Source organism: Kothea flammea, assembly GCF_052161645.1.
GTDB lineage: Bacteria > Planctomycetota > Planctomycetia > Pirellulales > Pirellulaceae > Laterigemmans.
Genome location: NZ_CP197414.1, coordinates 3,726,715 through 3,750,614 on the forward strand (window position 1 = coordinate 3,726,715; position 23,900 = coordinate 3,750,614).

General features: G+C 56.0%; 20 protein-coding genes. 11 read left to right on the forward strand and 9 right to left on the reverse strand.

Annotated features, from left to right (window positions below; genetic code table 11):
* Window positions 1-203 precede the first annotated feature (203 nt).
* Genes mch through SH139x_RS14240 form a run of 3 tightly spaced genes read left to right on the forward strand, consistent with a single transcriptional unit; the run spans window position 204 to window position 3,769 of the window.
* The gene (gene mch / locus SH139x_RS14230; protein ID WP_488355856.1) at window positions 204-1,193 is read left to right on the forward strand and encodes a methenyltetrahydromethanopterin cyclohydrolase; all 990 of its coding nucleotides are present in this window, start codon (window positions 204-206) and stop codon (window positions 1,191-1,193) included.
* Complete coding sequence (locus SH139x_RS14235) at window positions 1,190-2,104, forward strand: ATP-grasp domain-containing protein (protein ID WP_488355857.1); 915 nt, start codon at window positions 1,190-1,192, stop codon at window positions 2,102-2,104. Before mch ends, SH139x_RS14235 begins: the two co-directional genes overlap by 4 nt.
* Window positions 2,105-3,769, forward strand: coding sequence for a fatty acid CoA ligase family protein (locus SH139x_RS14240; protein ID WP_488355858.1), 1,665 nt, complete (start codon window positions 2,105-2,107; stop codon window positions 3,767-3,769).
* Between the two features lie 124 nt (window positions 3,770-3,893).
* On the opposite strand, the gene SH139x_RS14245 is transcribed toward SH139x_RS14240, so the two are convergent.
* A complete protein-coding gene (locus SH139x_RS14245; protein ID WP_488355859.1) occupies window positions 3,894-4,541 on the reverse strand; it encodes a DNA-3-methyladenine glycosylase in 648 nt (215 codons plus the stop codon).
* Window positions 4,542-4,573: 32 nt separating this feature from the next.
* On the opposite strand from SH139x_RS14245, the gene SH139x_RS14250 reads away from it, so the two are divergent.
* Both SH139x_RS14250 and SH139x_RS14255 read left to right on the forward strand, forming a co-directional pair.
* A complete protein-coding gene (locus SH139x_RS14250) occupies window positions 4,574-5,842 on the forward strand; it encodes an amidohydrolase family protein (protein WP_488355860.1) in 1,269 nt (422 codons plus the stop codon).
* A 136-nt stretch (window positions 5,843-5,978) separates the two neighbouring features.
* A complete protein-coding gene (locus SH139x_RS14255; RefSeq protein ID WP_488355861.1) occupies window positions 5,979-6,719 on the forward strand; it encodes a hypothetical protein in 741 nt (246 codons plus the stop codon).
* Between the two features lie 132 nt (window positions 6,720-6,851).
* Here SH139x_RS14255 and SH139x_RS14260 read toward each other — a convergent pair whose 3' ends face one another.
* The 6 genes from SH139x_RS14260 to SH139x_RS14285 form a co-directional block, all read right to left on the reverse strand.
* Complete coding sequence (locus SH139x_RS14260) at window positions 6,852-7,028, reverse strand: DUF6800 family protein (RefSeq protein ID WP_488355862.1); 177 nt, start codon at window positions 7,026-7,028, stop codon at window positions 6,852-6,854.
* 116 nt (window positions 7,029-7,144) lie between these two features.
* A complete protein-coding gene (locus SH139x_RS14265; RefSeq protein WP_488355863.1) occupies window positions 7,145-8,464 on the reverse strand; it encodes an outer membrane protein assembly factor BamB family protein in 1,320 nt (439 codons plus the stop codon).
* A gap of 48 nt (window positions 8,465-8,512) precedes the next feature.
* Window positions 8,513-11,512 carry a phosphoribosylformylglycinamidine synthase subunit PurL gene (gene purL / locus SH139x_RS14270; RefSeq protein ID WP_488355864.1) on the reverse strand — a complete coding sequence of 1,000 codons (3,000 nt, stop codon included), beginning with the start codon at window positions 11,510-11,512 and terminating at the stop codon, window positions 8,513-8,515.
* A gap of 14 nt (window positions 11,513-11,526) precedes the next feature.
* Window positions 11,527-12,432, reverse strand: a complete 906-nt coding sequence (locus SH139x_RS14275) for a prephenate dehydrogenase (protein WP_488355865.1) — start codon at window positions 12,430-12,432, stop codon at window positions 11,527-11,529.
* A gap of 245 nt (window positions 12,433-12,677) precedes the next feature.
* Complete coding sequence (gene ribA / locus SH139x_RS14280) at window positions 12,678-13,910, reverse strand: GTP cyclohydrolase II (protein WP_488355866.1); 1,233 nt, start codon at window positions 13,908-13,910, stop codon at window positions 12,678-12,680.
* Window positions 13,911-14,074: 164 nt separating this feature from the next.
* Window positions 14,075-14,929, reverse strand: a complete 855-nt coding sequence (locus SH139x_RS14285; protein WP_488355867.1) for a hypothetical protein — start codon at window positions 14,927-14,929, stop codon at window positions 14,075-14,077.
* A gap of 601 nt (window positions 14,930-15,530) precedes the next feature.
* Here SH139x_RS14285 and cysK point away from each other — a divergent pair.
* The 4 genes from cysK to kbl all read left to right on the forward strand — a co-directional run bounded on the left by cysK (window position 15,531) and on the right by kbl (window position 20,188).
* On the forward strand, window positions 15,531-16,472 hold the full coding sequence (cysK, locus tag SH139x_RS14290; RefSeq protein WP_488355868.1) for a cysteine synthase A: 942 nt from the start codon (window positions 15,531-15,533) through the stop codon (window positions 16,470-16,472).
* A 108-nt stretch (window positions 16,473-16,580) separates the two neighbouring features.
* On the forward strand, window positions 16,581-17,858 hold the full coding sequence (gene odhB / locus SH139x_RS14295) for a 2-oxoglutarate dehydrogenase complex dihydrolipoyllysine-residue succinyltransferase (RefSeq protein WP_488355869.1): 1,278 nt from the start codon (window positions 16,581-16,583) through the stop codon (window positions 17,856-17,858).
* 102 nt (window positions 17,859-17,960) lie between these two features.
* Window positions 17,961-18,989 (forward strand): L-threonine 3-dehydrogenase, encoded by a 1,029-nt coding sequence (gene tdh, locus SH139x_RS14300; RefSeq protein WP_488355870.1) that lies wholly within the window; start codon window positions 17,961-17,963, stop codon window positions 18,987-18,989.
* A 5-nt stretch (window positions 18,990-18,994) separates the two neighbouring features.
* Window positions 18,995-20,188, forward strand: coding sequence for a glycine C-acetyltransferase (gene kbl / locus SH139x_RS14305; protein WP_488355871.1), 1,194 nt, complete (start codon window positions 18,995-18,997; stop codon window positions 20,186-20,188).
* A gap of 79 nt (window positions 20,189-20,267) precedes the next feature.
* Here kbl and SH139x_RS14310 read toward each other — a convergent pair whose 3' ends face one another.
* Together SH139x_RS14310 and SH139x_RS14315 are read right to left on the reverse strand one after the other, a co-directional pair.
* On the reverse strand, window positions 20,268-21,569 hold the full coding sequence (locus SH139x_RS14310) for a 3-hydroxyacyl-CoA dehydrogenase family protein (protein ID WP_488355872.1): 1,302 nt from the start codon (window positions 21,567-21,569) through the stop codon (window positions 20,268-20,270).
* Window positions 21,566-22,204: a DUF4254 domain-containing protein gene (locus SH139x_RS14315; protein WP_488355873.1), complete on the reverse strand. Its 639-nt coding sequence runs from the start codon at window positions 22,202-22,204 to the stop codon at window positions 21,566-21,568. Before SH139x_RS14315 ends, SH139x_RS14310 begins: the two co-directional genes overlap by 4 nt.
* A 218-nt stretch (window positions 22,205-22,422) precedes the next feature.
* On the opposite strand from SH139x_RS14315, the gene SH139x_RS14320 reads away from it, so the two are divergent.
* Both SH139x_RS14320 and SH139x_RS14325 read left to right on the forward strand, forming a co-directional pair.
* Window positions 22,423-23,376, forward strand: coding sequence for an SMP-30/gluconolactonase/LRE family protein (locus SH139x_RS14320; protein ID WP_488355874.1), 954 nt, complete (start codon window positions 22,423-22,425; stop codon window positions 23,374-23,376).
* Window positions 23,377-23,426: 50 nt separating this feature from the next.
* Entirely contained in the window at window positions 23,427-23,888 is a 462-nt protein-coding gene (locus tag SH139x_RS14325; protein WP_488355875.1) for a hypothetical protein, read from the forward strand.
* The last annotated feature ends 12 nt before the right edge of the window (window positions 23,889-23,900 follow it).

Sequence of the window (23,900 nt, forward strand, 5' to 3'; positions counted from 1 at the left end):
CAGCACGAGCCTCTAGTTTGGTCCAGGCCTACCCGAATAATGATCCCTCTGCCTACGGACGACCGGAGGAAAGTGGGCACTGACAAGCAGTGACCCGACTAAGTCAATTTTAGGTCCACCTGGGCGGACAGCAAGGTTAGTTCGGCTGTCGAAGCCGCGCAAATCAAAAAATATCCGAAATAACTCCTTTTCTAATTACGATTATGCAACTCAATCGACTGGCCAAGACACTTTGTGACACGCTGGTGACGCGTGCTGAGAGGCTACGTTTGGGAGTCACTTCCGTCGCCGGCGCGAGGCTGATCGATTTTGGCATCAACAGCCCCGGCGGGCTGCAGGCGGGCTGCCAGTTAGCTCGCGTTTGCCTCGCCGATCTAGCCCATGTTACCCTGACCGGTGGCCAACCAAACAATGATGGTGGCAGCCTGATGGTTGAGGTAAGCACGGATCATCCCCTGTGGGCTTGCCTCGGCGGCCAGTATGCGGGATGGCCAGTGCAAGCCGATGATTTTTTTGCCATGGGTAGTGGGCCGATGCGTTTGACGCGTGGCCGCGAGGAGATGCTGACCGAACTACAACTGCACGAACCGGCGGGTGAGAATACGAAGGGAGACTTTGGCGTGGTCGGGGTGCTGGAAACATCTCAGCTTCCTGGCGAGCAAGTCATTCAAACGATCGCCGAGCAATGCGGCGTTGCCACCCACCAAATTACGCTGTGCGTTGCCCCGGTCACCTCGCTGGCTGGCATTGTGCAAGTTGTCGCCCGCAGCGTCGAAACGGCGATGCATAAGATGCACGCGGTGGGTCTGTCACCCACATCCGTGGTGAGTGGGTATGGCGTGGCTCCGCTTCCCCCCGTCGCGACAGACATGGTCCAGGGGATCGGCCAAACAAATGATGCCATCTTATATGCCGGACGTGTGACGCTCTGGGTTGACCTCGAGCAGTCACAGATTGATGAATTGGGACCCAAGATCCCCAGCAGCGCCAGCAGCGACTACGGCCGTCCTTTTGCTGAGATTTTCAAAGCATATAAGTATGATTTTTATCAAGTCGATCCAGGGCTATTCAGTCCCGCAGTCGTGGAGATTGTAAACGTTCGCAGCGGTTTAACACGCACCTTTGGTCAAGTCAATCTAAACGTGTTCGCTAACTCTTGTAATTACCAGCCAGACATGGGAGCCCCGTTTTGAGTCGTCGGATACTGGCTCTAGGACCTGATCAAGGTTGGCACGCCGAGCGACTTCGGCAAGCTGCGATAGCGGGCGGTGATGAAATCTGCTGGGCCCGTTATGAGTCGCTGAGGGTGGGCATTGAAAAATCTGGCACCCAACAAGTCAGCGCGATCAACAGTGCCGACGGCGGGGACCTCGATGTTAGCCGGTTCGATCACATCTTAGTGCGAACCATGCCTGCCGGTTCACTGGAACAAATCACGCTGCGGCTAAGCATCCTGCACTCGTTGGTTGAACGTGGCCAGTCAGTCGTGAACTCACCGGCCGGCATGGAATGGGCGATTGATAAATATCGGACGTTGGCCAGAATCGCGCTGTTGGGGTTTCCGGTACCGGAAACTCGCGTGGTACAATCGCGTCGCGAAGCGATGGATGCGTTCGATGCCTTGGGCGGAGATGTGATCAGCAAACCGCTATTTGGTGGCGAAGGGCGGGGAGTCACACGGCTGATCGATCGCGAAGTAGCTTGGTACTCATTTTCTGTTCTGGAACAGTTAAATGCGGTGCTTTATCTGCAACGCTTTGTATCACCCGGAGGATCCGACACGCGTCTGTTGGTGATCGGGGAAGAGGTGTTTGGCATTCAACGCTGGGCGGCGAAAGGTTGGAAGACGAATGTTTCACAAGGTGCCGAGTGTAAGGCGATCGAACCGACAGCGGAACAACGCCAGATGGCATTGCGGATTGCTCGGGAGTTTAACTTGCGAATCGCGGCCATTGATGCCATTGATTGCGAAGATGGGATTGCCAAGATATTAGAAGTCAATGCGGTACCGGGTTGGAAAGGTGCCGAACGGGCGTTGGGAATCGACTTGGCGGCGGTGATGTTAACCGCCCTCGATGGCGAGCGAAACTTTGCAGGAGTGTAAGTGACCACAGAGCCGAACCAGAACGTCGCCGCCCGGCTCAGCCGCACGGCTCGTCTGACACCTACCGGGCTAGCGATCGTCGAAGCGGCTGGTCCGCCGCGAAGCGATGGAAGTCGGGATTACCGTGGCATCACCTTTGAGGAGTTGGACGGCAAGTCGGATCAGATTGCTCGTGGGCTGATTCGTTGGGGCGTGCAACCGGGGATGCGGATTGTCTTGGCAGTCCCTTTTGGTGCTGAGTTCATTCAGTTGACGTTCGCGCTGTTGAAAGCGAACTGCGTGCCCGTGCTGGTCGACCCTGGGATGGGCCGCCAGCATCTAATTCGTTGCCTTCGCGAAGCGCGCCCCGACGGATTTATGGCAATCCCCAAGGCGCAAGCCATCCGCACGCTGTTACGCGGCAAGTTTCCCGCAGCACGGTTTAATGTGACGGTGGGGCGGCGATTGTTTTGGGGCGGGCGAACGCTGCGGCAAATTGAGCAATTAGGGAGAGCGGAGCTGACGTTATCGCCGAGTCGCGAAAGCGACGACGCGGCGGTCATTTTTACAACTGGCAGCACTGGTCCGCCAAAAGGCGTGCGATACACGCATCAGATTTTCAACAATCAAATTGATTTAATTCGCGAGCGTTATCAGATTCGCCCAGGCAGTCGCGATCTCGCCTGCTTTCCCCTGTTTGGTTTATTCGATTGCGTGATGGGAGTGACCACGATCATTCCCGACATGGATCCGACGCGTCCCGCCGATGTGAATCCCCAGCGGATTTTGGAAGCGGTTGATCAGTGGGAAGCCGACCAGGCGTTTGGGTCACCAGCGCTTTGGAATACGGTCTCGCGATGGTGCCTGCAAACCGGCAATCGCTTGAATAGTTTACGACGCGTGCTCTCAGCCGGGGCTCCGGTGCCGCCCGACGTGCTCGCTGCGCTGCGGCAAATTGTGCATCCCGAAGCGGAGATTTTCACTCCCTATGGGGCCACCGAAGCGTTGCCAATTGCTTCGATTGAATCACGTACCGTATTGGAGGAAACGGCGGCTGCCAGTTTGCAAGGGAAAGGGACTTGCGTCGGGTCGCGGTTTCATAAAATTCAATGGAAGGTGATATCGATCCACGATGGCCCGGCGGAACACATGTCAGATACCAGCGAGGTCGCACGAGGGGAAATTGGCGAGTTGATGGTCAGCGGCCCGGTGGTGACGTCGCAATACGTCACCCGTCCTGAGCAGAATGCCCTGCACAAAGTTTCCGATGGGGAGCGGGTGTGGCATCGGATGGGAGACGTGGGTTACCTAGATGAGCAAGATCGCTTCTGGTTTTGTGGTCGGAAATCACATCGCGTGCGAACAACGTCGGGAACCCTCTATACAGTTCCTTGCGAGGCGATCTTCAACACCCATCCGGAGGTCTATCGCTCCGCCCTGGTGGGAATCGGCCCCGCGGGCGCACAACAGCCAGTGCTGATCGTCGAACCACAGCAAGATTGGGATGCCAAGCAGGCTGGCGCAGCAGAGCAGTTGATCGCCGAGTTGACAAAGTTGGCTGAGAGCCACCCGCTGACTACCGCGATTAAGGATCTGAGGATTTATCCTCAACGGTTACCTGTCGACATTCGGCACAACAGCAAGATTTTTCGCGAACAATTGGCTGTTTGGGCGGCGGGAGATTAGGTTAGTTGTAAGGTTAGAGGGTTAAGATTTTAACGTAGTCTTTGCGCGGTCGGCCCCTCACCCCCAGCCCCTCTCCCCTTCGTTCCTCAGGGGCGAGGGGAGCGATCTTGGAAGGGGAGCGAGGTTACTCGGGCAGGAAACGATGTCGATTTGGCCGGGTATGTAAACCGGCTTTACCGCTGACGAATTGGTTGCCATCCACGAAGAATCTTAGTGGTAAATCGGCGGCGTGGCGGATGCCGATCCTTGGTGAGCGGGTGATAGTGAACTTTGGCAACTTGTTTAAGTTGCTGATCCAGATTGTGTCCCGCTGGCACAGATCGATGCCGTCATGTTGTTTATCGATCGCCAACGCTTGACAAAGCATGGCTGGCCCACGACAAAGCTTGCGCAACTCCTGCTGCCCGCGGCGGGCCGCCATTTCTGAGAGGCCCCACAGCGGTTCGATTGCTCGAATTAAGACGGCGCTGCCCACACCCGCCGGTTCAGTCACTGCGTTCAAACAATATTTTGCGTGAATTGAATAAACATAGAGAGTCCCAGGTTGGGCAAACATCGATTGATTGCGAGTCGTCAGCCCGCGGCTGCTGTGCGACGCGGGATCTTGCTCGGATAAGTAGGCTTCAGTTTCCACAATCACACCGCCAATCAAACGATCATTGGCTCTTGCTAGAATGGCCTTGCCGATCAATTGAGCGGCAACGGTAGCGGGGGGACGATTATAGAAACGTCGCGAAAGTAGTGTGAGACTCGTTAGTTTTTCCGGAAACATTGAGATTGCATCGAGAGATTTACAGGTCGATCATGGCAGCGAGAGAACAAGTTTATCGTGCCCGCTGGATAGTACCGGTGTCGAGTGCAGCCATTGAGAATGGTTGGGTTCGAGTCCGCAATGGAAGGGTCGTTGAAATTGGTCGTGGCAAGCCCCCGCATCCACACCGAGATTTCGGGGATGTGGCTATTCTACCTGCCCTGGTGAATGCTCATACTCACTTGGAATTCTCAGATCTGCAGACTCCAATTGGAACGCCTGGGATGCCGCTACCCACGTGGATTGGGAGGGTGATTGCTCATCGGGCGGAAGCAAATCAATCGCTGGAAAAGCGAACCGCTAGTTTGCTGGCTGGTTTAGCCGAGAGCCACGTCGCGGGAGTGGGGCTCATTGGTGAGATCGCCACTCGCCCCTGGCTGGAGGAGAGCTGGCGAGTGCGCTTAAGCGAGGCAGTTGACAATCAATCGCGTACGGGGCCTGACGTAATCCGCTTTGCCGAAGTGTTAGGATTTTCAGCAGCGGCACAGCAGCACGCACAACAGTGGACCGAAAGACTCGTCGATTCGACTGTGGATGTCAACTCGGCCGCTGAACTAACGCAGCGGACTTCCGAGGCGACGACTTGGTTGGCGGGATACAGCCCCCATGCGCCTTATTCCACACCGCTGGAACTGGTCCGCTGGGCCGTTAAGCAAGCAGCACAGCGGAGATTGCCAGTCGCGATGCATTTAGCTGAGAGTCTTGAGGAATTGGAACTACTTCATAACGGCACTGGCCTTTTTCGCGAGGTGTTAACGCGAGTAGGCGTTTGGCGAGAAGGGCTGTTCCCACAAGCTCGGGGGATTGGCGAATATTTGGAAATCTTGGCAATGGCGCCGCGAAGTTTAGTGATTCACGGCAATTACTTGACGACCAGCGAGATCGATCGCATCGCCAATCAACCGCAGATGAGCATTGTCTACTGCCCGCGCACACATCATTATTTTCGCCACGCGGCTTATCCGTTGTTGGCAATGCTGGAGCGCGGCGTGCGAGTCGTCTTGGGCACTGATTCCAGAGCAAGCAACCCCTGTTTGTCGATCTGGCAGGAGGCTGTGTTCGTGGCGAATAATTTTGCGAGACTAGCCCCCGAGAAGCTACTTCGCATGATTACGCACGACGCGGCAATCGCTTTGGGCCAGCCCAATTACGGGACGATCACCCTCCACCAGCCCGCGCGATTCATTCAAGTACCTACACAAAGCTCACAACCGGGAGCATTGTTTGAATCGTTGTTTTCCCAAACGCCGACCCCGATTTGACAATTCTTACAAATGCCGCGCAGAAAGTGAGCTACGGTTGTGCGGACGGCTGATTCATCGTTAGTTCCGTCCAGCGAGGGTCGACCGGGAATCCTTCCGCAATCAATCAATTCTGCGACGAGCGAGCATCGAAACGATGGAATCACTGGCAACCGAAGAAATGTCCACGATGTGGATCGTCGGCTTCATTGCAATCGGAATTGGAGTGCTGGCCTTCGTAACAACGATACAAGCGATGGTCATGAAATTTGCCGTCAGCGCTTGTGGCGGAGAGCAAATTGGATTTTTATACGCAGCTTTTGTGGCATGGTCTTGCGGACTATGCAGCGGTTTGGGGAGTGCGGCAGTCACGCTATCAAGTTCCGATCCGAGTCCCTGGGGCTCGCTCGCCGGCGGTCTCACCGCGGCGGTTGGGTCATTATGCTTGTTATTGAAAATGGATCCACTCCGATCGTTCGGCGTGTACCTTGTGCACACCGTGATCGGCACGATCGTCACAGTCATCTTTACAGTGATCACACTGGTGGGGCTCACCGTGGCGCTCCCCGCTGATGCGATGAACAAACTGCAAACCTCAGCAGGACAGCTTGCACCCCGCGGCAACGATCCGGAGGCGACTGCCACAGATTGGCAGAATCTGCTGAATTTTGGTAGCACCACTGAGAACCAGGGTGCAAGCGACACGCCGGCGCCGATTCCCGGCCTGGAAAGTAATAATCCGTTCTTCAAGACACCAAGCGGACCGGCGGCGGTGGGCGAAGCGAGTGCTTCGACCCCTTCGCAGCGTCCAGCAAAAACGGTGAAGAAGGAGGAGAATGATGCTACCACCACGTCTCCATTCGATAACGGAATTCGCAGCAATCCGTTTGTAAAATAAGCTAGATCCGCGACCTTCCGGTTGTTCTTTTTGCGAGCAACCAAGGCGGACCGCCGGGAGCCTCAGATTGTTCCGCGGCGGTGTACTTTGTAGAGCAATCAGAAAGCAGTGCTTACGCTCAACGAGCGAGGCTCAGAGGCCGAGCCGTTTGATAATCACGTCGGCCCCTGGGGTGAGCAGACGCAATTTACGGGCGATCTCAGTTTTTTCTGCCGGGCCCGCGGTCTCAGCCTTCTTGGTCCAATAAGCCACTTTCTCACGACGAGTGCGACGACGACGAATTTCTCGGGCGCGTTCTGATCCAGCCATTTCTGTTTGTCCTGCTCTCAAGTTAAAAAAAGAAAATCATATCCGTTAAGTGAGCGAGTACGCGCCAGCTGACGCAAGCCTCGCCCATCACTCTGCCGGTGCGAAATTAAAAGCAACTATTGGCTCACGGCGAACAGTTTTTGTCCGATACGGATCAAAAATCGGTCACCAGCAACCGCGTAGCCGTAAACAGTCGGTCCTGAGAACATCGCCGCGGCCCGTCGCCGCTCTTCGGTCGACTCTTCTTGTCCGGCAGCAGCATCAGCCAAATCTTCTGCGTTAAACAACAGATTTTCGGCCAAAACTTTGTACTCACGACCTGCCGCGAGCACGGTGGTCAAACCATCTTTACCAAATAAGTAAATCCGATCGCCAGCCGCAAAAGGTGTCGCCCAGCATGATTGTCGCGTGCGTTCAGTATACACGGTCTCGCCAGTCTCAGCATCAAAGCAATAAACGACTCCGGTGCGATTGATCCAATAAGCGAGACCTTGGTGAAAAATCGGCGAAGCCCAACTGGGGGTGGCCTTATCAGCCAACCAACGCCGCTCGACCTTAAAGCCATCACCATCGGCAACGATTTGAAACATGCCGTTGGATTGGGCGGCAGCTTCGGCATTTTCTCCCGTGCGCCCTGGTGAAGCGGCAACGAGAAAACGCCCTGCGCCCAAGTCCATGGGAGTTGTGCCAGTGTTACCGCCGACTTCTTGGTTCGACCAAAGCAGCTTGCCGGTGTCAGCTTGATAACCGTCGAGCGAGCCAGCTGAACTGACCACGATCTGAGGGCTACCATCAACAATCACGACCGCTGGCGAGCTCCAACTGGAACGCGGTGAACGCTCTGCTTGCCAGACCGTCTCACCAGTCGCTTTGCTCAAGGCAACCAAATGGCTAGGGCCGCTGTGCTCGAGCAGGGCGAAAACATGATCAGCGGTCTGACAGAGCGAAGCTCCCAAACCGAACTCATTTTCAAACGGTCCAAAATCGTCAACCAACTTGCGTTGCCAACGAACCTCGCCTTGATAATCAATCGCGATTACGTCACCACTTTCCATCAAGGCGACCACGCCCTGACCATCGGCAACGGGAGTCGGCGCCGCGCGGCTGACATAGACACTGTTCTTGACGGGTACCGAGTTGGCCAACTCCACTTTCCACAGCTGCTCGCCACTGGTCACATCGAAACACAGCACGTAGTAAGTCTCTTTGTTATCACCGACGACCGTGGTCGCGATAACAAAATTCTCCCAAACGACGGGACTCGATTGGCCGTGCCCGGCGATATCCTGGGTCCAGGCCACATTTTCCGTCGGAGTCCAGGTCAGCGGCAAGCCGGAGGCATCGACGCCGTGAGCACCAGCACCGAGGAATGCGGGCCAACTGGTGGTTTCCTCGAGCGGACTCAATAAGCAAACGGCCAATAGAAAAGTTAACATCAGTCTGAGTTCCAGAGTTTCGTGCTGGGCGGAAAAGTCAACTTGGTCTTACCAGTTCAGCGGTGATTGCCAAACCACCTTCAATTGATTGATGTCGTCACGCAGCAGCAGTTCGTCAGCGTGGCGGAATGTCAATTGGTCCGTTTCGTTAACTCGGCCGATGCTGTGGCAAGGCAAATCAGCGAAGCAAGCCTCAAACTGAGAGGCATGTTGCTGGGGAACCTCCACGAGAAACCGCGAATTCGACTCGCTGAACATCACCATTGTAGGGTTTAAGCCAGCAGCCGCACATACCGCTGTTAAATCGATTTCAAGACCTAAGCCGCCGGCAAAGGCCATTTCCGCCGCCGCCGTTGCCAAGCCACCTTCGCTGAGGTCGTGGCAGGCTCGCACCAGCCCGGCTACGATCGCTTGATGCATGGCGGCAAAAATTTTCGGGGCTGTGCCCAAGTCAACGCGTGGAACTTCGCCCCCCTCAAGCCCGCGGACTATTGAAAAGTGCGAGCCGCCAAGTTCGGCCTTGGTTTGTCCAATCAGGTAGACCAAGTTGCCCGACTCCTTGAGATCCATCGTGACACAATGGCGAACATCATCGACTTGGCCGATCGCGCTGATCAACAAACTTGGTGGAATCGCAATCGTCTGCTTTTCGCCCGCTTGATCGGTGAAAGAGAACTCATTATTGAGACTGTCTTTACCACTGATGAAAGGAGTCCCGAACGCTAACGCGAGATCTTGGCAGGCAATTGCGGCACGCACAAGCGAACCCAAGGTCTCAGCACGATCAGTATAACCCCAGCAAAAATTATCAAGGATGGCGATCTGCGACGGGTCGGCTCCGACGGCAACGGCATTCCGCATCGCCTCGTCAATCGCGCTGGAGGCCATATGATAGGTATCGAAATCACCAAAATGCGGATTCATACCACAGGAGATCACCAAGCCGCGATGGCTGTCGCGACGGGGGCGGACCACGGCGGCGTCACCTGGACCATCACAGAGCGGGCCGACCAGCGGTTTGATCGCGCTGCCACCTTGGACTTCGTGATCATACTGACGAATGATCCAGTGTTTGCTGGCCACGTTGAGCGAACCCAAAATACTCCGCAAGGTCTCAACATGCTCTTCAGGAGCGAGCGTATCGACAGCCAGGGGTGCCGTGGCGGCGGGATGATAAACGGCTTGGCGAACAATCGGTGGCCGTCCGTCGTGCAAAAACTCCATCGCCAGATCACCGACAATCTGTCCTTGATACATCAAGGACAAGCGACGACCGGGCACGAAGCGGCCAATCTGCGTTGCCTCGACCCCTTCGCCAGCGCAAAGCTCCTGCAAGCGATCCCAGTTTTCGGGTGGCACGCTAAGCACCATCCGCTCTTGAGCTTCGCTGATCCAAATCTCGGTGTAAGAAAGCCCCTCGTACTTAAGTGGGCATTTATCGAGCCACACCTCCGCGCCAATCTCCTCACCCATCTCGCCGACGGCGCTGGAAAATCCACCCGCACCACAGTCAGTCACAGCGCTGTATAGTTCCTCGTCCCGAGCACGCAGCAACACATCGAGGACCATCTTTTCTTGCACGGCGTTACCGATCTGCACCGCGCCTCCGGACAATGACTCACTCTCGCTGGTCAATTCCGCAGAGGAAAAGGTTGCCCCGTGAATCCCGTCACGTCCGGTGCGGCCACCCAAAGCGACGATCGCATCGCCAGGTTGCGCCGCACCGAAGCATTTGTCGCGTGGCATGATGCCCACGTTGCCGCAATAAACCAACGGATTGCCGAGATAACGACGATCAAAATAAACCGCCCCGTTGACCGTGGGGATGCCCATACGATTGCCGTAGTCACGCACACCCGCCACCACCCCTTTAATTACCCGGCGCGGATGGAGCACGCCCGGAGGAAGCGAATCTGCGGCAGTTTCCGGAGGAGCAAAGCAGAACACGTTGGTGTTACAGACTGGCTTGGCGCCCAAACCGGTCCCCATGGGATCGCGGATCACTCCGCCGATGCCAGTATTGGCACCACCGTAAGGCTCAAGCGCGGATGGATGATTATGTGTTTCCACTTTGAAACAAACATTATAATCATCGTCAAAGCGGATCACTCCGGCGTTATCGGAAAAGACGCTAACGCACCAATCCTGATCACCCCATTGTTTTCGCAACGTTTGAGTAGCGGCGAAAATCGTCTCCTTTAACATATTATCGTATTGACGATGGTCGGCCTCAGGTTCACCATGCAAACCGGGACCACGGTACTCAATCCGCCCAGCCAGTGTTTTATGGCTGCAATGTTCACTCCAAGTTTGTGCGATCGTTTCGAGCTCAATGTCGGTCGGATTGCGGCCCAGTTGTTGGAAGTGTTGTTGGATGGTCTGCATTTCAACCAGGGTCAAATAAAGCTGTTGTGATTTCGACAACTGCTCCAACTGGGCATCATCCGCGGCGAGAAGCGGGACGGTCTTTAACTCAAAGTAATAAGGCGTGCCGGCTCCTAAACGATCGAGTTGCAGCGGACCGATCACAACTTGTTCGACCGAGTCATTGGAGAGCGCTCGACGACAGACCGCGTCCAAGCGATCGGCTGGCATTGCCCCCAACCAATATTTGCGCAAACTGCGGACGCTATCCACGGCGAAACCAGCGTCGTGGGCCGCCGACAGCGTGCTGTTAGCCACCGGATCCATGACGCCCGCTTTGGGAAACACATTCACGATCGTCCAAGAGGACTGGGCTTCTCGCCGCGGCTCATTTGCAACTGCGGAAGCGGCAGTTGCGGTCAGGCTGTGCACGGGCAACGATTGGAGAATGGGATCGCCAACCTCAGCGACGACTGCGTGCTCACTGACCGGATCGGCCAACAACGTGGCTGCTAGCGATTTAACATCGGCGAGTTGTAAGTCACCTTGGATGAGAAATCCGTGAGCGACTTCGACCTCCAAGTCGTCCCCCAGCCCCAGTTCGTGAATCTCCTCCGACGCGCGTTGGCTATCACGATTCAGTTGGCCGGCCGCGGGGTGAATGTCGATTTGCCAGAGGGGCATGAGTCTTCCAAAGCCTATGAGTTGAGTTGATTTGACGCAGGGGACGGAGAGAGTTGAGCGTTAACGCGATTGCGACTGGCTTGAGCGGTCACCAATAGTTGTTCGATCGCCGCGGCGTCACCATCCGCAACGGCCGACCGCAAGTGTTGGAGTTGAGTGATCATTCGCTGAAGTTCTTGTTCGATTGCAACCGCGTTATCCAAGCAGATGGCTGACCAGATTTCCGCCGAGCCGCTCGCCACCCGTGTTGTATCACGCCAGCCGGAGCCCGCGAAGGAGTCGGCTTCCGGTGGTAGCAAGGCGGCCATGGCGGCAGCAACCAAGTGAGGGAGGTGACTGGTGGCGGCCAATAACCGATCGTGTTCCGCCGGTGAGGCGAGCGTGACGCGGCCACCGAATTGACTCCATAGAGCGGTCGCCCGCTCGACTAGGGAAGGCGATGTATCGGGCCCAGGCGTGACCACCACCAGGCGTCCCTGAAACAAGTCGGACGAGGCGTGCTGTGGCCCACTTTTTTCACTGCCAGCAATGGGGTGCGAACCGACGAATAACTTGGCGGCTCGCGAATCGCTCGCCACGGCTGCCACGATTTTCGCTTTGGTGCTGCCCACGTCGGTGATCAACGCATTTGCGGCGGTGACCTCGGCCGCTTGGCAAACCGCCGCGGCGACCAAATCGACGGGAGTGGCGACCAAGACAAGATCACAATCGCGACAAGCGAATGAGAGATCGTCGGTGACTTCCGTGGCGGCGCCGATGGCCAACGCAGCGGCAAGAGTGGCTTGATTTCGCGCGACACCGACGACGGGCAGATCGGGCCAGGCACGCCGCAAGGCTAGACCGACCGAACCGCCTAACAGGCCAATGCCGATAATCGCGGCACGGCGCGGACGCCAGCGAGGCGGAGCGAAAGTCGACATGATGTGGCGAAGAACGAAAGTCGAGGTGCGACGGAACAACCGATGAACAACCCGCAAACGCTAACCCAATGCTCGGCCGTTGTCGACGGGACGTAACTTCTCGCGCGTACCGCAAACCTAGCCAAACGAACCGCACGCTTGGCGCCGCGGGGCAATCGCTAGCCGTAACAAGGGAGCCGTTGCAGTCTTTGCGGCAACCCCGTCAGCCGGTGGCCCGTGAGACAATAATTCGGGCAGGTAAAAACCTATTCGGGCAGGCTGTGGCCCATTTTATCGCGTTTGGTTTGCAAATAACGCGCGTTGTGAACGTTAGCGGTGGGAATGATCGGCACTTGGTCGGTAACGCGAAGGTCAAAGCCACGCAAGTTGAACGCTTCGGTCTTTTTGGGATTGTTCGTCAACAAACGAACTTGATGCAGCCCCAAATCTTTTAACACTTGAAGACCGATCCCATAGTCCCGCATGTCAGCTTTGAATCCCAAAGCATGATTCGCTTCGACGGTGTCCAAGCCATCGTCTTGCAGCGCGTAAGCGCGGATTTTCTGAGCCAGTCCGATCCCACGTCCTTCTTGCGGCAAGTAGACCAACACGCCCCTGCCTTCATCGGCGATCATCTGCAACGCCATGTGTAATTGATCGCCACAGTCGCAACGCAAAGAATTAATCAAATCGCCAGTGAAACAACTGCTGTGCATCCGCACTAAGGGGTCGGGGCCTGGAGCGGTCAGGTCGCCGAAAACCAACGCCACCGGCTCTTGGGTTTCAAACTGGACGGCGTAGACAATGATCTCGAACTGGCCGTAGACGGAGGGCAATTTGGCTTCGGCGGCGCGGCTGACCAATTTTTCACTGACGCGGCGGTGAGCGATCAATTGTTCAATGCTGATCATCTTCAACTGATGCTGATCGGCAAGCCGAGCCAGTGTTTCACGATCTGCTCGGTCCCCCGTGTGGTCCAAAATTTCACACAGCACACCCGCTGGTTTCAAGCCTGCCATACGAGCCAGATCGACGGTCGCTTCGGTATGACCGGCGCGACGAAGCACGCCACCTTCCATGGCAATCAACGGGAAGACATGACCGGGGCGCACAAAATCCTCAGGACGACTAGCCGGGTTGGCCAAGCGACGGATCGTCTCACTGCGCTCAACTGCGGTGATTCCCGTTTTACTGCCAGTGTGATCGACCGGAGTCACGAAAGCGGTTTTCAGCGGTGCGTCATTGTGCGAAACGACAGGTTGCAGTTCGAGCCGATGCCCCGCTTCAGGCAAAATTGGAGCACACAATTGGCCCCGTCCGCTGAGCATAAAATTGATCGTTTCGGGAGTCGCTTTTTCGGCGGCACAAATAAAGTCGCCTTCGTTTTCGCGATCCTCGGCGTCGACGACAATGATGACTTCACCACGAGCGATCGCCTCGACCGCCTCGGTGACCGTACTAAAGTTGCTGCTCGAGGCGTCCTGTTCGGATCTGGACATAAGCTGGCTGCAGATTCCAATGTCTGGAGTAAATGACAGATAGGCATCGCCGCCGAGAATCGGCTGCCGCAGCTCGTTCTACGACGATTTAGATGCCTGGCTAATCACTATACCGCTGTTGTCCACCCTTCGGCAGGCGACCTGGAAATATTTATGGCAGCAGTTTAGCCAACTTGATCTTCTGCGACGGGCGTGTTTTCCGCAGGCGGTTGACCATCGGCTTGCGGGACCGGAGGTGCGGGCTGGGCTTCCGCTGGGGCAACGTTGCCATTCTCTTGGGAGAGATCGATCGGCCCTGGGAAGCGAGCTTCGTAGCGAACGCTATCGAGGAATTTTGTGGCGTGGACGTAAAGATGGGTGGGTAATTCACCAACGTGCCGGTCCAGCATTTCCCTCATTTCGCCCGTCATTTGCCGGACCACCGCATACGTTTCGCTACCCAGCCCAGCGTCCTCACCCGAGCGAGCCGCCATCGCTTGATCGATCGCTTGTCGGTAGGGAGCCAACACTTCCGCTCGCAACAAACTAGGCCAACGGACACCCGACTCGGCGTCGTACTGCTCGGGCTGCAAGCGGTCGGGCGCAGCCGACTCGGCCAAGCGGCGGTAGCCTTCCATCGTCAATGGTTTGCGACCGTAGGCTTCGCGATAATCGAACCAGAGGTCGCGTTTGGCGTAATAGGTCTCAGCGTATTTCAGCGTGTTTTCCAACGATCGCCGATACGCTTCCTGATAATTCATCGCGGCCAGCGAGTTGTCATAATTGGCGGCACCAAGTGCCCGCGCGTACTCGGCCGCACCGCGGTAGGCACCTTCCGCTGCGGTGCTGGAGTGCCGCATGAATGAAAAGCCGTTATCGGGGTACCGCACGGCAGGTGCGTAACCTGGTTGAGGTACGGCCACGGGGGGCTGAGCCGGTGGTGGTGCTTGCGCGGAAGCTTGATGCTCGCCGCCAAAAATCAGCGCCGCGCCCAAGAAGGCCGAGCCGCTTACCAGGGTAGCTTTCTTCAAAATTTTCATCGCTGGCGATCTCCCACCGTGCGGAGGTGTAAATAAATTTTCGCGTTGTTCGACTGCTCATCGGAATCGTGGAGCTGCAAGCCCAATGCCAAAACCGACAAAGTAGCGTCGTTTTGCTGACAAAGCCACGGAAAATGCATACTTTCCTACACGATTTTTTCCTCATCAGCCAAATGACAGCAAATCGAATCGACGACTCAATGTGACGCAATTTCGCCTCGCTTCGCAACTCAACGTGCTAATCTAAAACAAGTTGTCTCATTCTGAGACAGCCGTCTCAAGATGAGACGAAATAAAGGTATTTGGGAACTGGAAAAGCCGGGAGCGGCTTGCTGTAATCGCGGCAGTTTTACGATACGATTCGCTTAGCTCTCGGCAAGCTTTCGCCGCGTGCAGTCGCCCGATCGATTGGTTGCGGGAAGCGAGTTCTAACATTTCGGTGAGGTTCTCTGTTCTGTGAGATAGACAGCCACACGCGTTAAGCAGTTCCGCAGAAGTCTTCGGTTCCACTCAAGTCGATTGATTCGATTGGACGAAATTTGCCGAAGGTTTTGATTTTGTCACGTTTTCCAACTAGTTCGCTGAACCAGGAGTAATTGGCATGCCACGGGGAAAAACCTACGAGAATGCGGCTCAGGCAATTGGTGACACGCCGATGATCCAGATCAATCGGGTGATCCCTGCAGGCGGAGCCACCGTGTTTGCCAAGTGCGAATTCTTCCAACCGCTCAACAGTGTCAAGGACCGAATTGGTGCGGCGATGATTACGGCGGCGGAAAAGGAAGGCCGGATCAATTCGGAAACGCACATTATCGAGCCGACCAGCGGCAACACCGGAATTGCGTTGGCGTTCGTGTGCGCCGCTAAGGGATACAAGCTGACCCTGACGATGCCCGAGTCGATGTCGGTAGAGCGGCGGGCGCTACTGCGGGCGATGGGCGCACAACTTGTTTTGACGCCTGCCGCCGATGGCATGAAGGGGGCGATCAATCAAGCTCAAGCGTTGGTCGAGCAGACGGAGAATGCATTCCTGCCTCAGCAATTCGAGAACCCCGCCAATCCGGCGATTCATGAGGCAACCACGGGTCCTGAAATTTGGGAAGACTCAGGGCACAACATCGACTGCATCGTCGCCGGCGTGGGAACCGGGGGAACGATTACGGGGGTGGCTCGCTACTTGAAGCAAAAGAATCCCAACTTCAAAGCGATCGCTGTGGAACCGAAGCATTCGCCAGTGATCAGCGGAGGCTCTCCTGGCAAGCATCGCATCCAGGGCATTGGTGCTGGATTCGTCCCCAAGAACCTTGACACTTCGTTGATCGACGATGTTATCCAAGTGGATGACGAGGACGCCTTTGCTTGGGGGCGGCGGCTCGCCAAAGAGGAAGGCATTGTCGCCGGCATCAGTAGCGGGGCCAACATTTGGGCAGCTGCTCAAATTGCCGCCAGACCTGAGATGAAAGGCAAACGTATTGTAACCATTATGTGTTCATTGGGCGAACGTTATCTGAGCACACCCTTGTTTGCAGACTTGGGACTGTAAATCATCGTTACACCCGCTGCCCCAGGGGTGGGTTCCTCGCTATGTTAATGCTAGTTTATTCTCTGATGTATTATCATTTCCCACCCTCTTGGTCCCAGCGTTATCCCGATGGTCGAAGTTAAGGTCCCAGAAGTCGGCGAGTCGATTAGCGAAGTTCAGATCGGCCAGTGGTTGAAATCCGAAGGCGAATGGGTTGCAGCCGGTGAGGACTTAGTTGACATCGAGACTGAGAAAGCTTCGGTGCAGATTCCCTCCCCGGAATCAGGATTCGTTCGCGGTATTCGCATTCAGGCGGAAGATTTCGCCAATGTCGGTGACGTGATCGCGGAGATTGAGCCGGCGGAAAAGCCAGCCGGCGGGAACGCGGAGCAACCTCCAGCGGCCACCAGCAGCACTCCCGCGACCAGCGCTTCAGCATCAGGCGCAGCCGCTCCGCCTGCGGGTCCAGGCAACGATGGCTCGACGGGCCTTGGAGGGCAGCCTACATCGAACGCTGGCCAGTCAGCCGGGTTCGTCATGCCGGCCGCCCAGCGAATGATGGACGAAAACCGAATTGGACAGGGCCAAGTCATCGGCAGTGGTCCCGGCGGGCGAGTGCTGAAGGAAGATGTCGCCCAGCACTTGGCGACTCCACCGGCTCCCAAAGCGGCTACGGAGAGCACGCTGATCTCAGCGGCCGGGCATCAGCGTGGTGAAGAGGTCAAGCCGCTGAGCATGATTCGGCGGACGATCGCCGCACGGTTGGTGGAAGCGCAACAGACGGCCGCTTTATTGACGACTTTCAACGAAGTCGACATGGGCCCCGTGATGGACTTGCGAAAAAAATACAAAGATCTGTTTGCGGAAAAGCATGGGGTCAAGTTGGGCTTCATGTCATTCTTTGCCAAAGCGGCGGTGGAGGCCTTGCGAAGGTTCCCCGCAGTGAACGCAGAGGTCCGCGGCAACAACGTCGTCTATCGGCATTATTGCGACATTGGGATCGCGATCGGTGGCGGCAAAGGGTTGGTGGTGCCAGTGCTGCGAAACGTGGAGTCGATGAGTTTTGCTGAAATCGAACGCACCATCGGGATGTACGGGAAGGCTGCCAGCGAAAATCGCATTAACCCGCAAGATCTCGAAGGCGGCACGTTTACGATTTCCAACGGCGGCGTTTACGGCTCGCTGCTCAGCACGCCGATCGTGAATCCACCGCAAAGTGGCATTCTTGGGCTGCACGCTATTCAAGACCGTCCAATGGCCGTGCAAGGACAAGTCGTGATTCGCCCGATGATGTATTTAGCGCTGACATATGACCACCGCATCGTCGATGGCCGCGAAGCGGTGACTTTCTTAAAGACGATCAAAGAGGCAATGGAAGATCCCGCGCGGATGTTCCTAGAAGTCTGAGCCCCGTTGATTACAGTAACCGACGTCGGTCGCGTAGCGACCCGCGTTCGAAACTGATTTATTGTTTCCTATTCACTTTGATCGGGCTTATTTGGCACGGGAATGAAAGCGCTCGTTAAGAAAACTGCGGCTGAAGGACTATTGTTGGAAGACGTCCCTGAGCCCACCATTGGCATCAATGACTGTCTGATACGTGTAAAGAAAACGGGCATTTGCGGCACCGATCTGCATATCTACAACTGGGATGCGTGGGCTCAGAAGACGATCCCCGTTCCCATGGTTGTGGGGCACGAATTTGTCGGTGAGATCGTCGAAGTCGGCTCGAACGTGGTCGATTTTCATCCCGGGGACCTGGTCAGTGCGGAAGGGCACGTCGTTTGTGGCCGCTGTCGCAATTGTCTCGCTGGACGGCGACACCTTTGCGCCCACACCCTTGGGATTGGCGTCAACCGGCCGGGCGCTTTTGCTGAATTAATCGCCGTCCCCATGACCAATGTCTGGCATCACACCGACGGTATCGACACCGACGTGGCTTCCATCTTTGACCCCTTCGGCAACGCCGTGCACACGGCGCTCTCCTTCAATGTGTTGGGCGAGGATGTGTTGATCACCGGTGCTGGCCCGATCGGCTGCATGGCAGCGGCGGTAGTGAGGCACGCGGGCGCCCGCTACGTGGTGATTACCGATTTGAATCCGACGCGGCTGGAGCTGGCCAAAAAAATGGGAGTCGATTTGGCGATCGACCCGCGACAAACCAGCTTGGCCGATGTGCAAACAAAACTCGGCATGACCGAAGGATTCGATGTTGGTCTGGAAATGTCGGGTAATCCCACGGCGCTGCGTGATATGCTCAGCAACATGTCACATGGCGGCAAAATTGCCATGCTGGGGATTCCGGGCGAAGAGATTGCTATCGACTGGAATATCGTGATCTTCAACATGTTGACGATTAAAGGCATTTACGGTCGAGAGATGTACGAGACGTGGTATAAGATGTCGGTGTTACTGCAAAGCGGGCTCGATATCTCACCGGTGATCACGCATCGACTGCATTACACGGAATTTGAAACCGGTTTTGCCGCCATGCGAGACGGCAGTGCTCTGAAAGTTATCTTAAACTGGGAAGATTAGGCTTTATGTTTGTGCCATCCTTGGAAACCGCGCTCAACGATCAATTAAACGAGATCCGTGCCGCGGGTACCTGGAAAGAGGAACGTTTGATCGACACCCCACAGGGGACTCGCGTCAAACTGCAGGATGGCAAGGAAGTGCTGGTCTTTTGCGCTAACAATTATTTGGGACTCGCCCAACACCCCGAAGTTCGCCAAGCAGCCCAAGAGGCATTGGATCGCTGGGGTTACGGTTTGGCCAGCGTGCGATTTATCTGCGGCACTCAAACCATTCACCGCGAGTTAGAGCGGCGGATCAGTGAGTTTCTTGGCACTGAGGACACGATTCTCTATTCCTCCTGCTTCGACGCCAACGGTGGTTTGTTTGAAACCATGCTAACGGCTGAAGATGCAATCATCTCGGATTCGCTGAATCACGCATCAATTATTGACGGCGTGCGGCTTTGCAAGGCGCAGCGCTTCCGCTACGCCAACAATGATCTCAAAGATTTGGAAAAACAATTGCAAGCCGCTGTGGAGACGCGTCATCGCGTGATCATCACCGACGGCGTCTTCTCGATGGACGGCTACATTGCGAATCTCGCCGGGATTTGCGAGTTGGCCGAATCGTATGGGGCGCTGGTTTGTGTGGATGATTGTCATGCCACAGGCTTTATGGGCAAGACCGGAAGGGGCACGCATGAACATTGCGGCGTGATGGGGCGGGTCGACGTGCTGACCGGAACCTTAGGCAAAGCGATCGGCGGGGCGAGCGGGGGATACACCTCGGGGCCTCGAGAGATCATCGATTTGCTGCGCCAGCGCAGCCGCCCTTACTTGTTCTCCAATACGGTTTGCCCATCGATCGTCGGCGGCACCATGAAAGCCCTCGACTTGATCAGCTCCAGCACTGACCTGCGGGATACGCTCGAAGCGAACACGAAGTATTTTCGCGCGGCGATGACCGAACTAGGATTTGATTTATTACCGGGAGAGCACCCGATTGTGCCGATCATGCTCGGCGACGCCGCCTTGGCGACGAAGTTTGCCGGCAAGATGCTGGAACGCGGCGTCTATGTCGTCGGCTTCAGTTATCCAGTGGTTCCCAAGGGACTCGCGCGTATTCGCGTGCAAATTAGCGCCGCGCACAGCCGTAAGGATCTAGATCAAGCGATCGCCGCTTTCAAAGCCACCGGCGAAGAACTCGGCCTGCTCGCCTGACTCACACCGACCGAGCTTGGGTCAACGCGCAGGCAGCTGCGACATGTCACGGGCTGGGGCGATGCATGAAAGGACGAAATCACGATTTGGATTTCAAAGTACCCGTCGCGAGGGCGTCGTCTAAGCCGATCAACAGTTCCTCGGGAGCCCGCATCGCCGCGCACAGGGGACTGAATTGCTCGATTTCCTGACGCACCACAGAGGCATCGAACTGGCCGAAGAAACCCTGTGGGTTTTGCCAACCCAAGCCGGCACGCAAAGCATCCTCGAGGCATGTGCGTTCTGTGATCACACCCTCTCGCAAGACCAGCAGGGCTTCGATCAACATCGGCACGGCCAAATTCAGGTAGACTTCATCATCGGTCCATGGGCGAACTTCGCGCTGGTACTTGGCAATAATTTGACTGGCCAACGAATTCAGTTCTACGGAAGGGTTATTCGTTTGACTGTTCGCTGGATAATCGTAGAAGCCGCTCTGACCACTGCGTCCGGATAGTTTGCGTTTAATGAGTCCCGGCAGAATCGGGCTTGGCTCGATGCGATTGGGGAAGGCTTGCCAAGCCGCTCGTCCGGCATCAAACGCGGTTCGCAAGCCAATCATATCGATCAATTCCAGCGGCGAGAGTGGCATCCCCAGACGCTCGGCACCACGGCGAATTGCTTGATGATCGGCACCGCATTCCAACAATCGCACGGCGTTGTTGAGGTAAGGCCAGAGCAGGCGGTTGACGAGAAATCCAGGGCTATCAGCCACCAGCAGCGGCGGCTTTCCAATTCGCCGAGCGTGCGCGGCAACTTGATCGAGCACGTGCTGAGAGGTCTCAGAGCCAGAGATCAGTTCCACCATATCACGACCTTCGACCGGCATAAAAAAATGCAACCCGCAAACTAAATCGGGGTGGGCGGCCGCCGAATCGAGCTGGGCAATCCGCAGCGAAGATGTGTTGCTGGCCAGCACGGCAGCGCGGCCAAAGTGTTGACTGAGCTCCGCAAACAATGCTCGTTTCTCCGCAGCACGCTCCAGGATCGATTCAATAATCAATCGTGTCGGCTGATCTGGAGCAGCGTCAGTTGGTAGTGCGTCAGTTGGTAGTTTCTCGGTTGTCTGCTCGAATCCTGTCGGCGTGCTTGGCCGTTCGCCGGGATTCGCTGGGGCCAAGCTAATGAGCCCACTGGAGGCCATAAACTCGCCGCGATGGACAATCCGATGGCCCGCTGCAAGCAGCGCGTCTCCACAAGTTTGCAGAGAGGCGGGATTGTTATCGACTAGTTCTACAGGACAACCGGCTCGCAGATGAGCATGGGCGATGGCGTAGCCGACGACGCCAGCGCCAACCAAAGTAATCTGCTGAAACGGACGCTGTCTGGGGGACTGATTCATGTCAATCCTTTTCGGCTGCGATAGAGAAAAGGATTTAGGTTTGGATCGTTATACATTTTCAATTGCCTGTACGTTTTATGGCGTTTGCGTCCTTGGCAAAGGTCGTCCAACAATTGTTTGAGTGCGATCGCCAAGTCTTGCTGTTGCTGTTGGCAAACGATCAACTTTTGTTCTATCGAAGCTCGCAGCTTGTCGTCGATTTCCTCACGCTCATGTTGTTCGCGGAGGTGATAGATTCGAAGCGTCAGGATCCCCAAACGGTCGATGACGCTGCCGGGTGTTTCGCTGTTGAGTGGTAATGATTCCGCGTCAGCAAGATCAGGATTGGGTGGCTGGCTGGCAAGCTGATCGGCAATCCATTCGTCAATTTTTTCAATCGCGTCGTGACGTTGTTGGTTTAGTCGATCGATGCTTCGTTTGACATTTGCGATCGTGGCATCGGAGGCGTCCGGCGAGCGAGCTTGATCCTCTTCATGCCAAAGTTGAAAATTGAACACGAGCTGGTCAGCTACCAACGCTAGGCCGGCCCGGTAATCGTGCTCCAGCGGACCTCGATGCCAGCGGTCAATGCAATCACTCTGCAGTGCGAGCAGGATTGAGGGATCGAGTAAAGGGTTTTGCGAGTGCCAATTCACGGGCGAGTACCACAATCGCTGGGAACAAAAATACCATGAGACCGCGTCAGCCGGTGTGTTAGAGCCAATTTCACGCGAGCCAGGTGCTTGGCTGATCGCCGACTTTCTGTCATTCTGAAAAGGACGAGAAGCTACACCACTGAGCAACGATCCCCACCATGTTGGCGACGGTCACTCCGCGTCGCCGGAAATGCCTCCTTAACTCATGCAGGGCACCCATGACAATCACTGTCGATGCCACGGTCCTTTTTCATCCGCCGACGCCCGAGTTGCGATTCTTGCCGGAAGGTCCCTATCCGCTCGGTGACAACAAGCTCAGCTGGGTGGCGATACAGCACGGCGCCGAGGCCTCCAACGGCTCCCTGAACGTACTAGACTTAACAACGCTCGTAAACCAGTCGTATGAACTTCCGGGGCGTCCCGGTTTCGCTTTTCCCTGTTCTGATGGTATCAAGTTTGTTGTTGGTTGCGAACGGCGATTGGGTTTTTACAGCACGCGCACCGGACATTGGACACCCTTTGGCAGCGAAGTCGATTCGGATCGCTCTGGCACGATCATTAACGATGGGGTGATTTGGGAAGACAATCTCGTATTTGGCACGAAAGACTTGGAATTCGCCACCAAAAAAGCGGGCCTCTACCTGTTTCGCGGAGCTGACCAGCAGTTGATTCGATTACGCGACGATCAAATCTGCAGTAATGGCAAAGCGATTCGCCAGATCGACAATGGGCTGCAATTGGTCGACATCGACTCGCCGACCCGCCAAGTTGTCGGTTACGATTTGGACATTGCCGGTGGCCAATTGGGAACTCCCCGCGTGTTGATCGATTTGACTGCCGACCCCGCGGTCCCTGACGGGGCAATTTTGACCCCTGATGGAAATGCAATCATCATCTCGATGTACAATCCGGAACCGGCCGAAGCGGGAGAAACGCGACAGTATTCACTTGTCGACGGCACGCTGCAGCGAGTCTGGCGAACGCCTGGCAGCCCACAAAATACTTGTCCGAACTTGGTCGAGTTCGGAGGTCGGGTGTACCTAGTCATCACGACAGCCGTCGAGCACATGCCTGCGGAACGGCAGCCTCAATCACCCAACGCGGGCGCACTATTTATGGCCGAGACCGAGTTTACTTCATTGGGAGCGGTGCCCCGCTTTCCGCTGGTCTGAGCGGACAAGCAGGGCTTCATTTCAGCAGGCATTAAGATTAGGCAGTCGCGGTGAATGACTTTGCGCCCTACCCACCATTACCAGAACAGCCACCAACTGGCTCCGTCGCTCCGCAAAAGCGGGGAGGCAATGGTGGCAAAACGGTATTAATCGTGCTTGCCATTTTGGCTGGCATCGGCGTGCTCTGTTGCGGTGCCGGCGGTATCGTGACCTACACATTTTTTTCTTTCGGCGAACAAGTCCTTGTTGAAGACATCCGCAGTCAATTGCAGGACGATCCCACGATCAAGAATGAGTTGGGTGGGATTGAGTCGATGGAGCTCAACTGGGCGGCGTCGATGATGCACGACGACGAAGAGACGATGGTCTATGAGGTGCAAGGCTCGCTCGGCAAGGGGCGTTTGGAAGTTCGCAGCATTACCAACGGGGATCAAGAAGTGATCGAAGCCGCCATATTGAGAATCTCCGATGGACGCGCGTTGGAGTTGGACATTGCCACCGACGGTCAATAGTCGTTAGTCGGT

Bases quoted from the DNA above. Each gene is read 5' to 3' on its own strand.
- mch (WP_488355856.1), top strand. From the start codon at position 204: ATGCAACTCAATCGACTGGCCAAGACACTTTGTGACACGCTGGTGACG.
- SH139x_RS14245 (WP_488355859.1), bottom strand. From the start codon at position 4,541: ATGTTTCCGGAAAAACTAACGAGTCTCACACTACTTTCGCGACGTTTC.
- SH139x_RS14250 (WP_488355860.1), top strand. From the start codon at position 4,574: ATGGCAGCGAGAGAACAAGTTTATCGTGCCCGCTGGATAGTACCGGTG.
- SH139x_RS14255 (WP_488355861.1), top strand. From the start codon at position 5,979: ATGGAATCACTGGCAACCGAAGAAATGTCCACGATGTGGATCGTCGGC.
- SH139x_RS14260 (WP_488355862.1), bottom strand. From the start codon at position 7,028: ATGGCTGGATCAGAACGCGCCCGAGAAATTCGTCGTCGTCGCACTCGT.
- SH139x_RS14265 (WP_488355863.1), bottom strand. From the start codon at position 8,464: ATGTTAACTTTTCTATTGGCCGTTTGCTTATTGAGTCCGCTCGAGGAA.
- purL (WP_488355864.1), bottom strand. From the start codon at position 11,512: ATGCCCCTCTGGCAAATCGACATTCACCCCGCGGCCGGCCAACTGAAT.
- SH139x_RS14275 (WP_488355865.1), bottom strand. From the start codon at position 12,432: ATGTCGACTTTCGCTCCGCCTCGCTGGCGTCCGCGCCGTGCCGCGATT.
- ribA (WP_488355866.1), bottom strand. From the start codon at position 13,910: ATGTCCAGATCCGAACAGGACGCCTCGAGCAGCAACTTTAGTACGGTC.
- SH139x_RS14285 (WP_488355867.1), bottom strand. From the start codon at position 14,929: ATGAAAATTTTGAAGAAAGCTACCCTGGTAAGCGGCTCGGCCTTCTTG.
- cysK (WP_488355868.1), top strand. From the start codon at position 15,531: ATGCCACGGGGAAAAACCTACGAGAATGCGGCTCAGGCAATTGGTGAC.
- odhB (WP_488355869.1), top strand. From the start codon at position 16,581: ATGGTCGAAGTTAAGGTCCCAGAAGTCGGCGAGTCGATTAGCGAAGTT.
- tdh (WP_488355870.1), top strand. From the start codon at position 17,961: ATGAAAGCGCTCGTTAAGAAAACTGCGGCTGAAGGACTATTGTTGGAA.
- kbl (WP_488355871.1), top strand. From the start codon at position 18,995: ATGTTTGTGCCATCCTTGGAAACCGCGCTCAACGATCAATTAAACGAG.
- SH139x_RS14310 (WP_488355872.1), bottom strand. From the start codon at position 21,569: ATGAATCAGTCCCCCAGACAGCGTCCGTTTCAGCAGATTACTTTGGTT.
- SH139x_RS14320 (WP_488355874.1), top strand. From the start codon at position 22,423: ATGACAATCACTGTCGATGCCACGGTCCTTTTTCATCCGCCGACGCCC.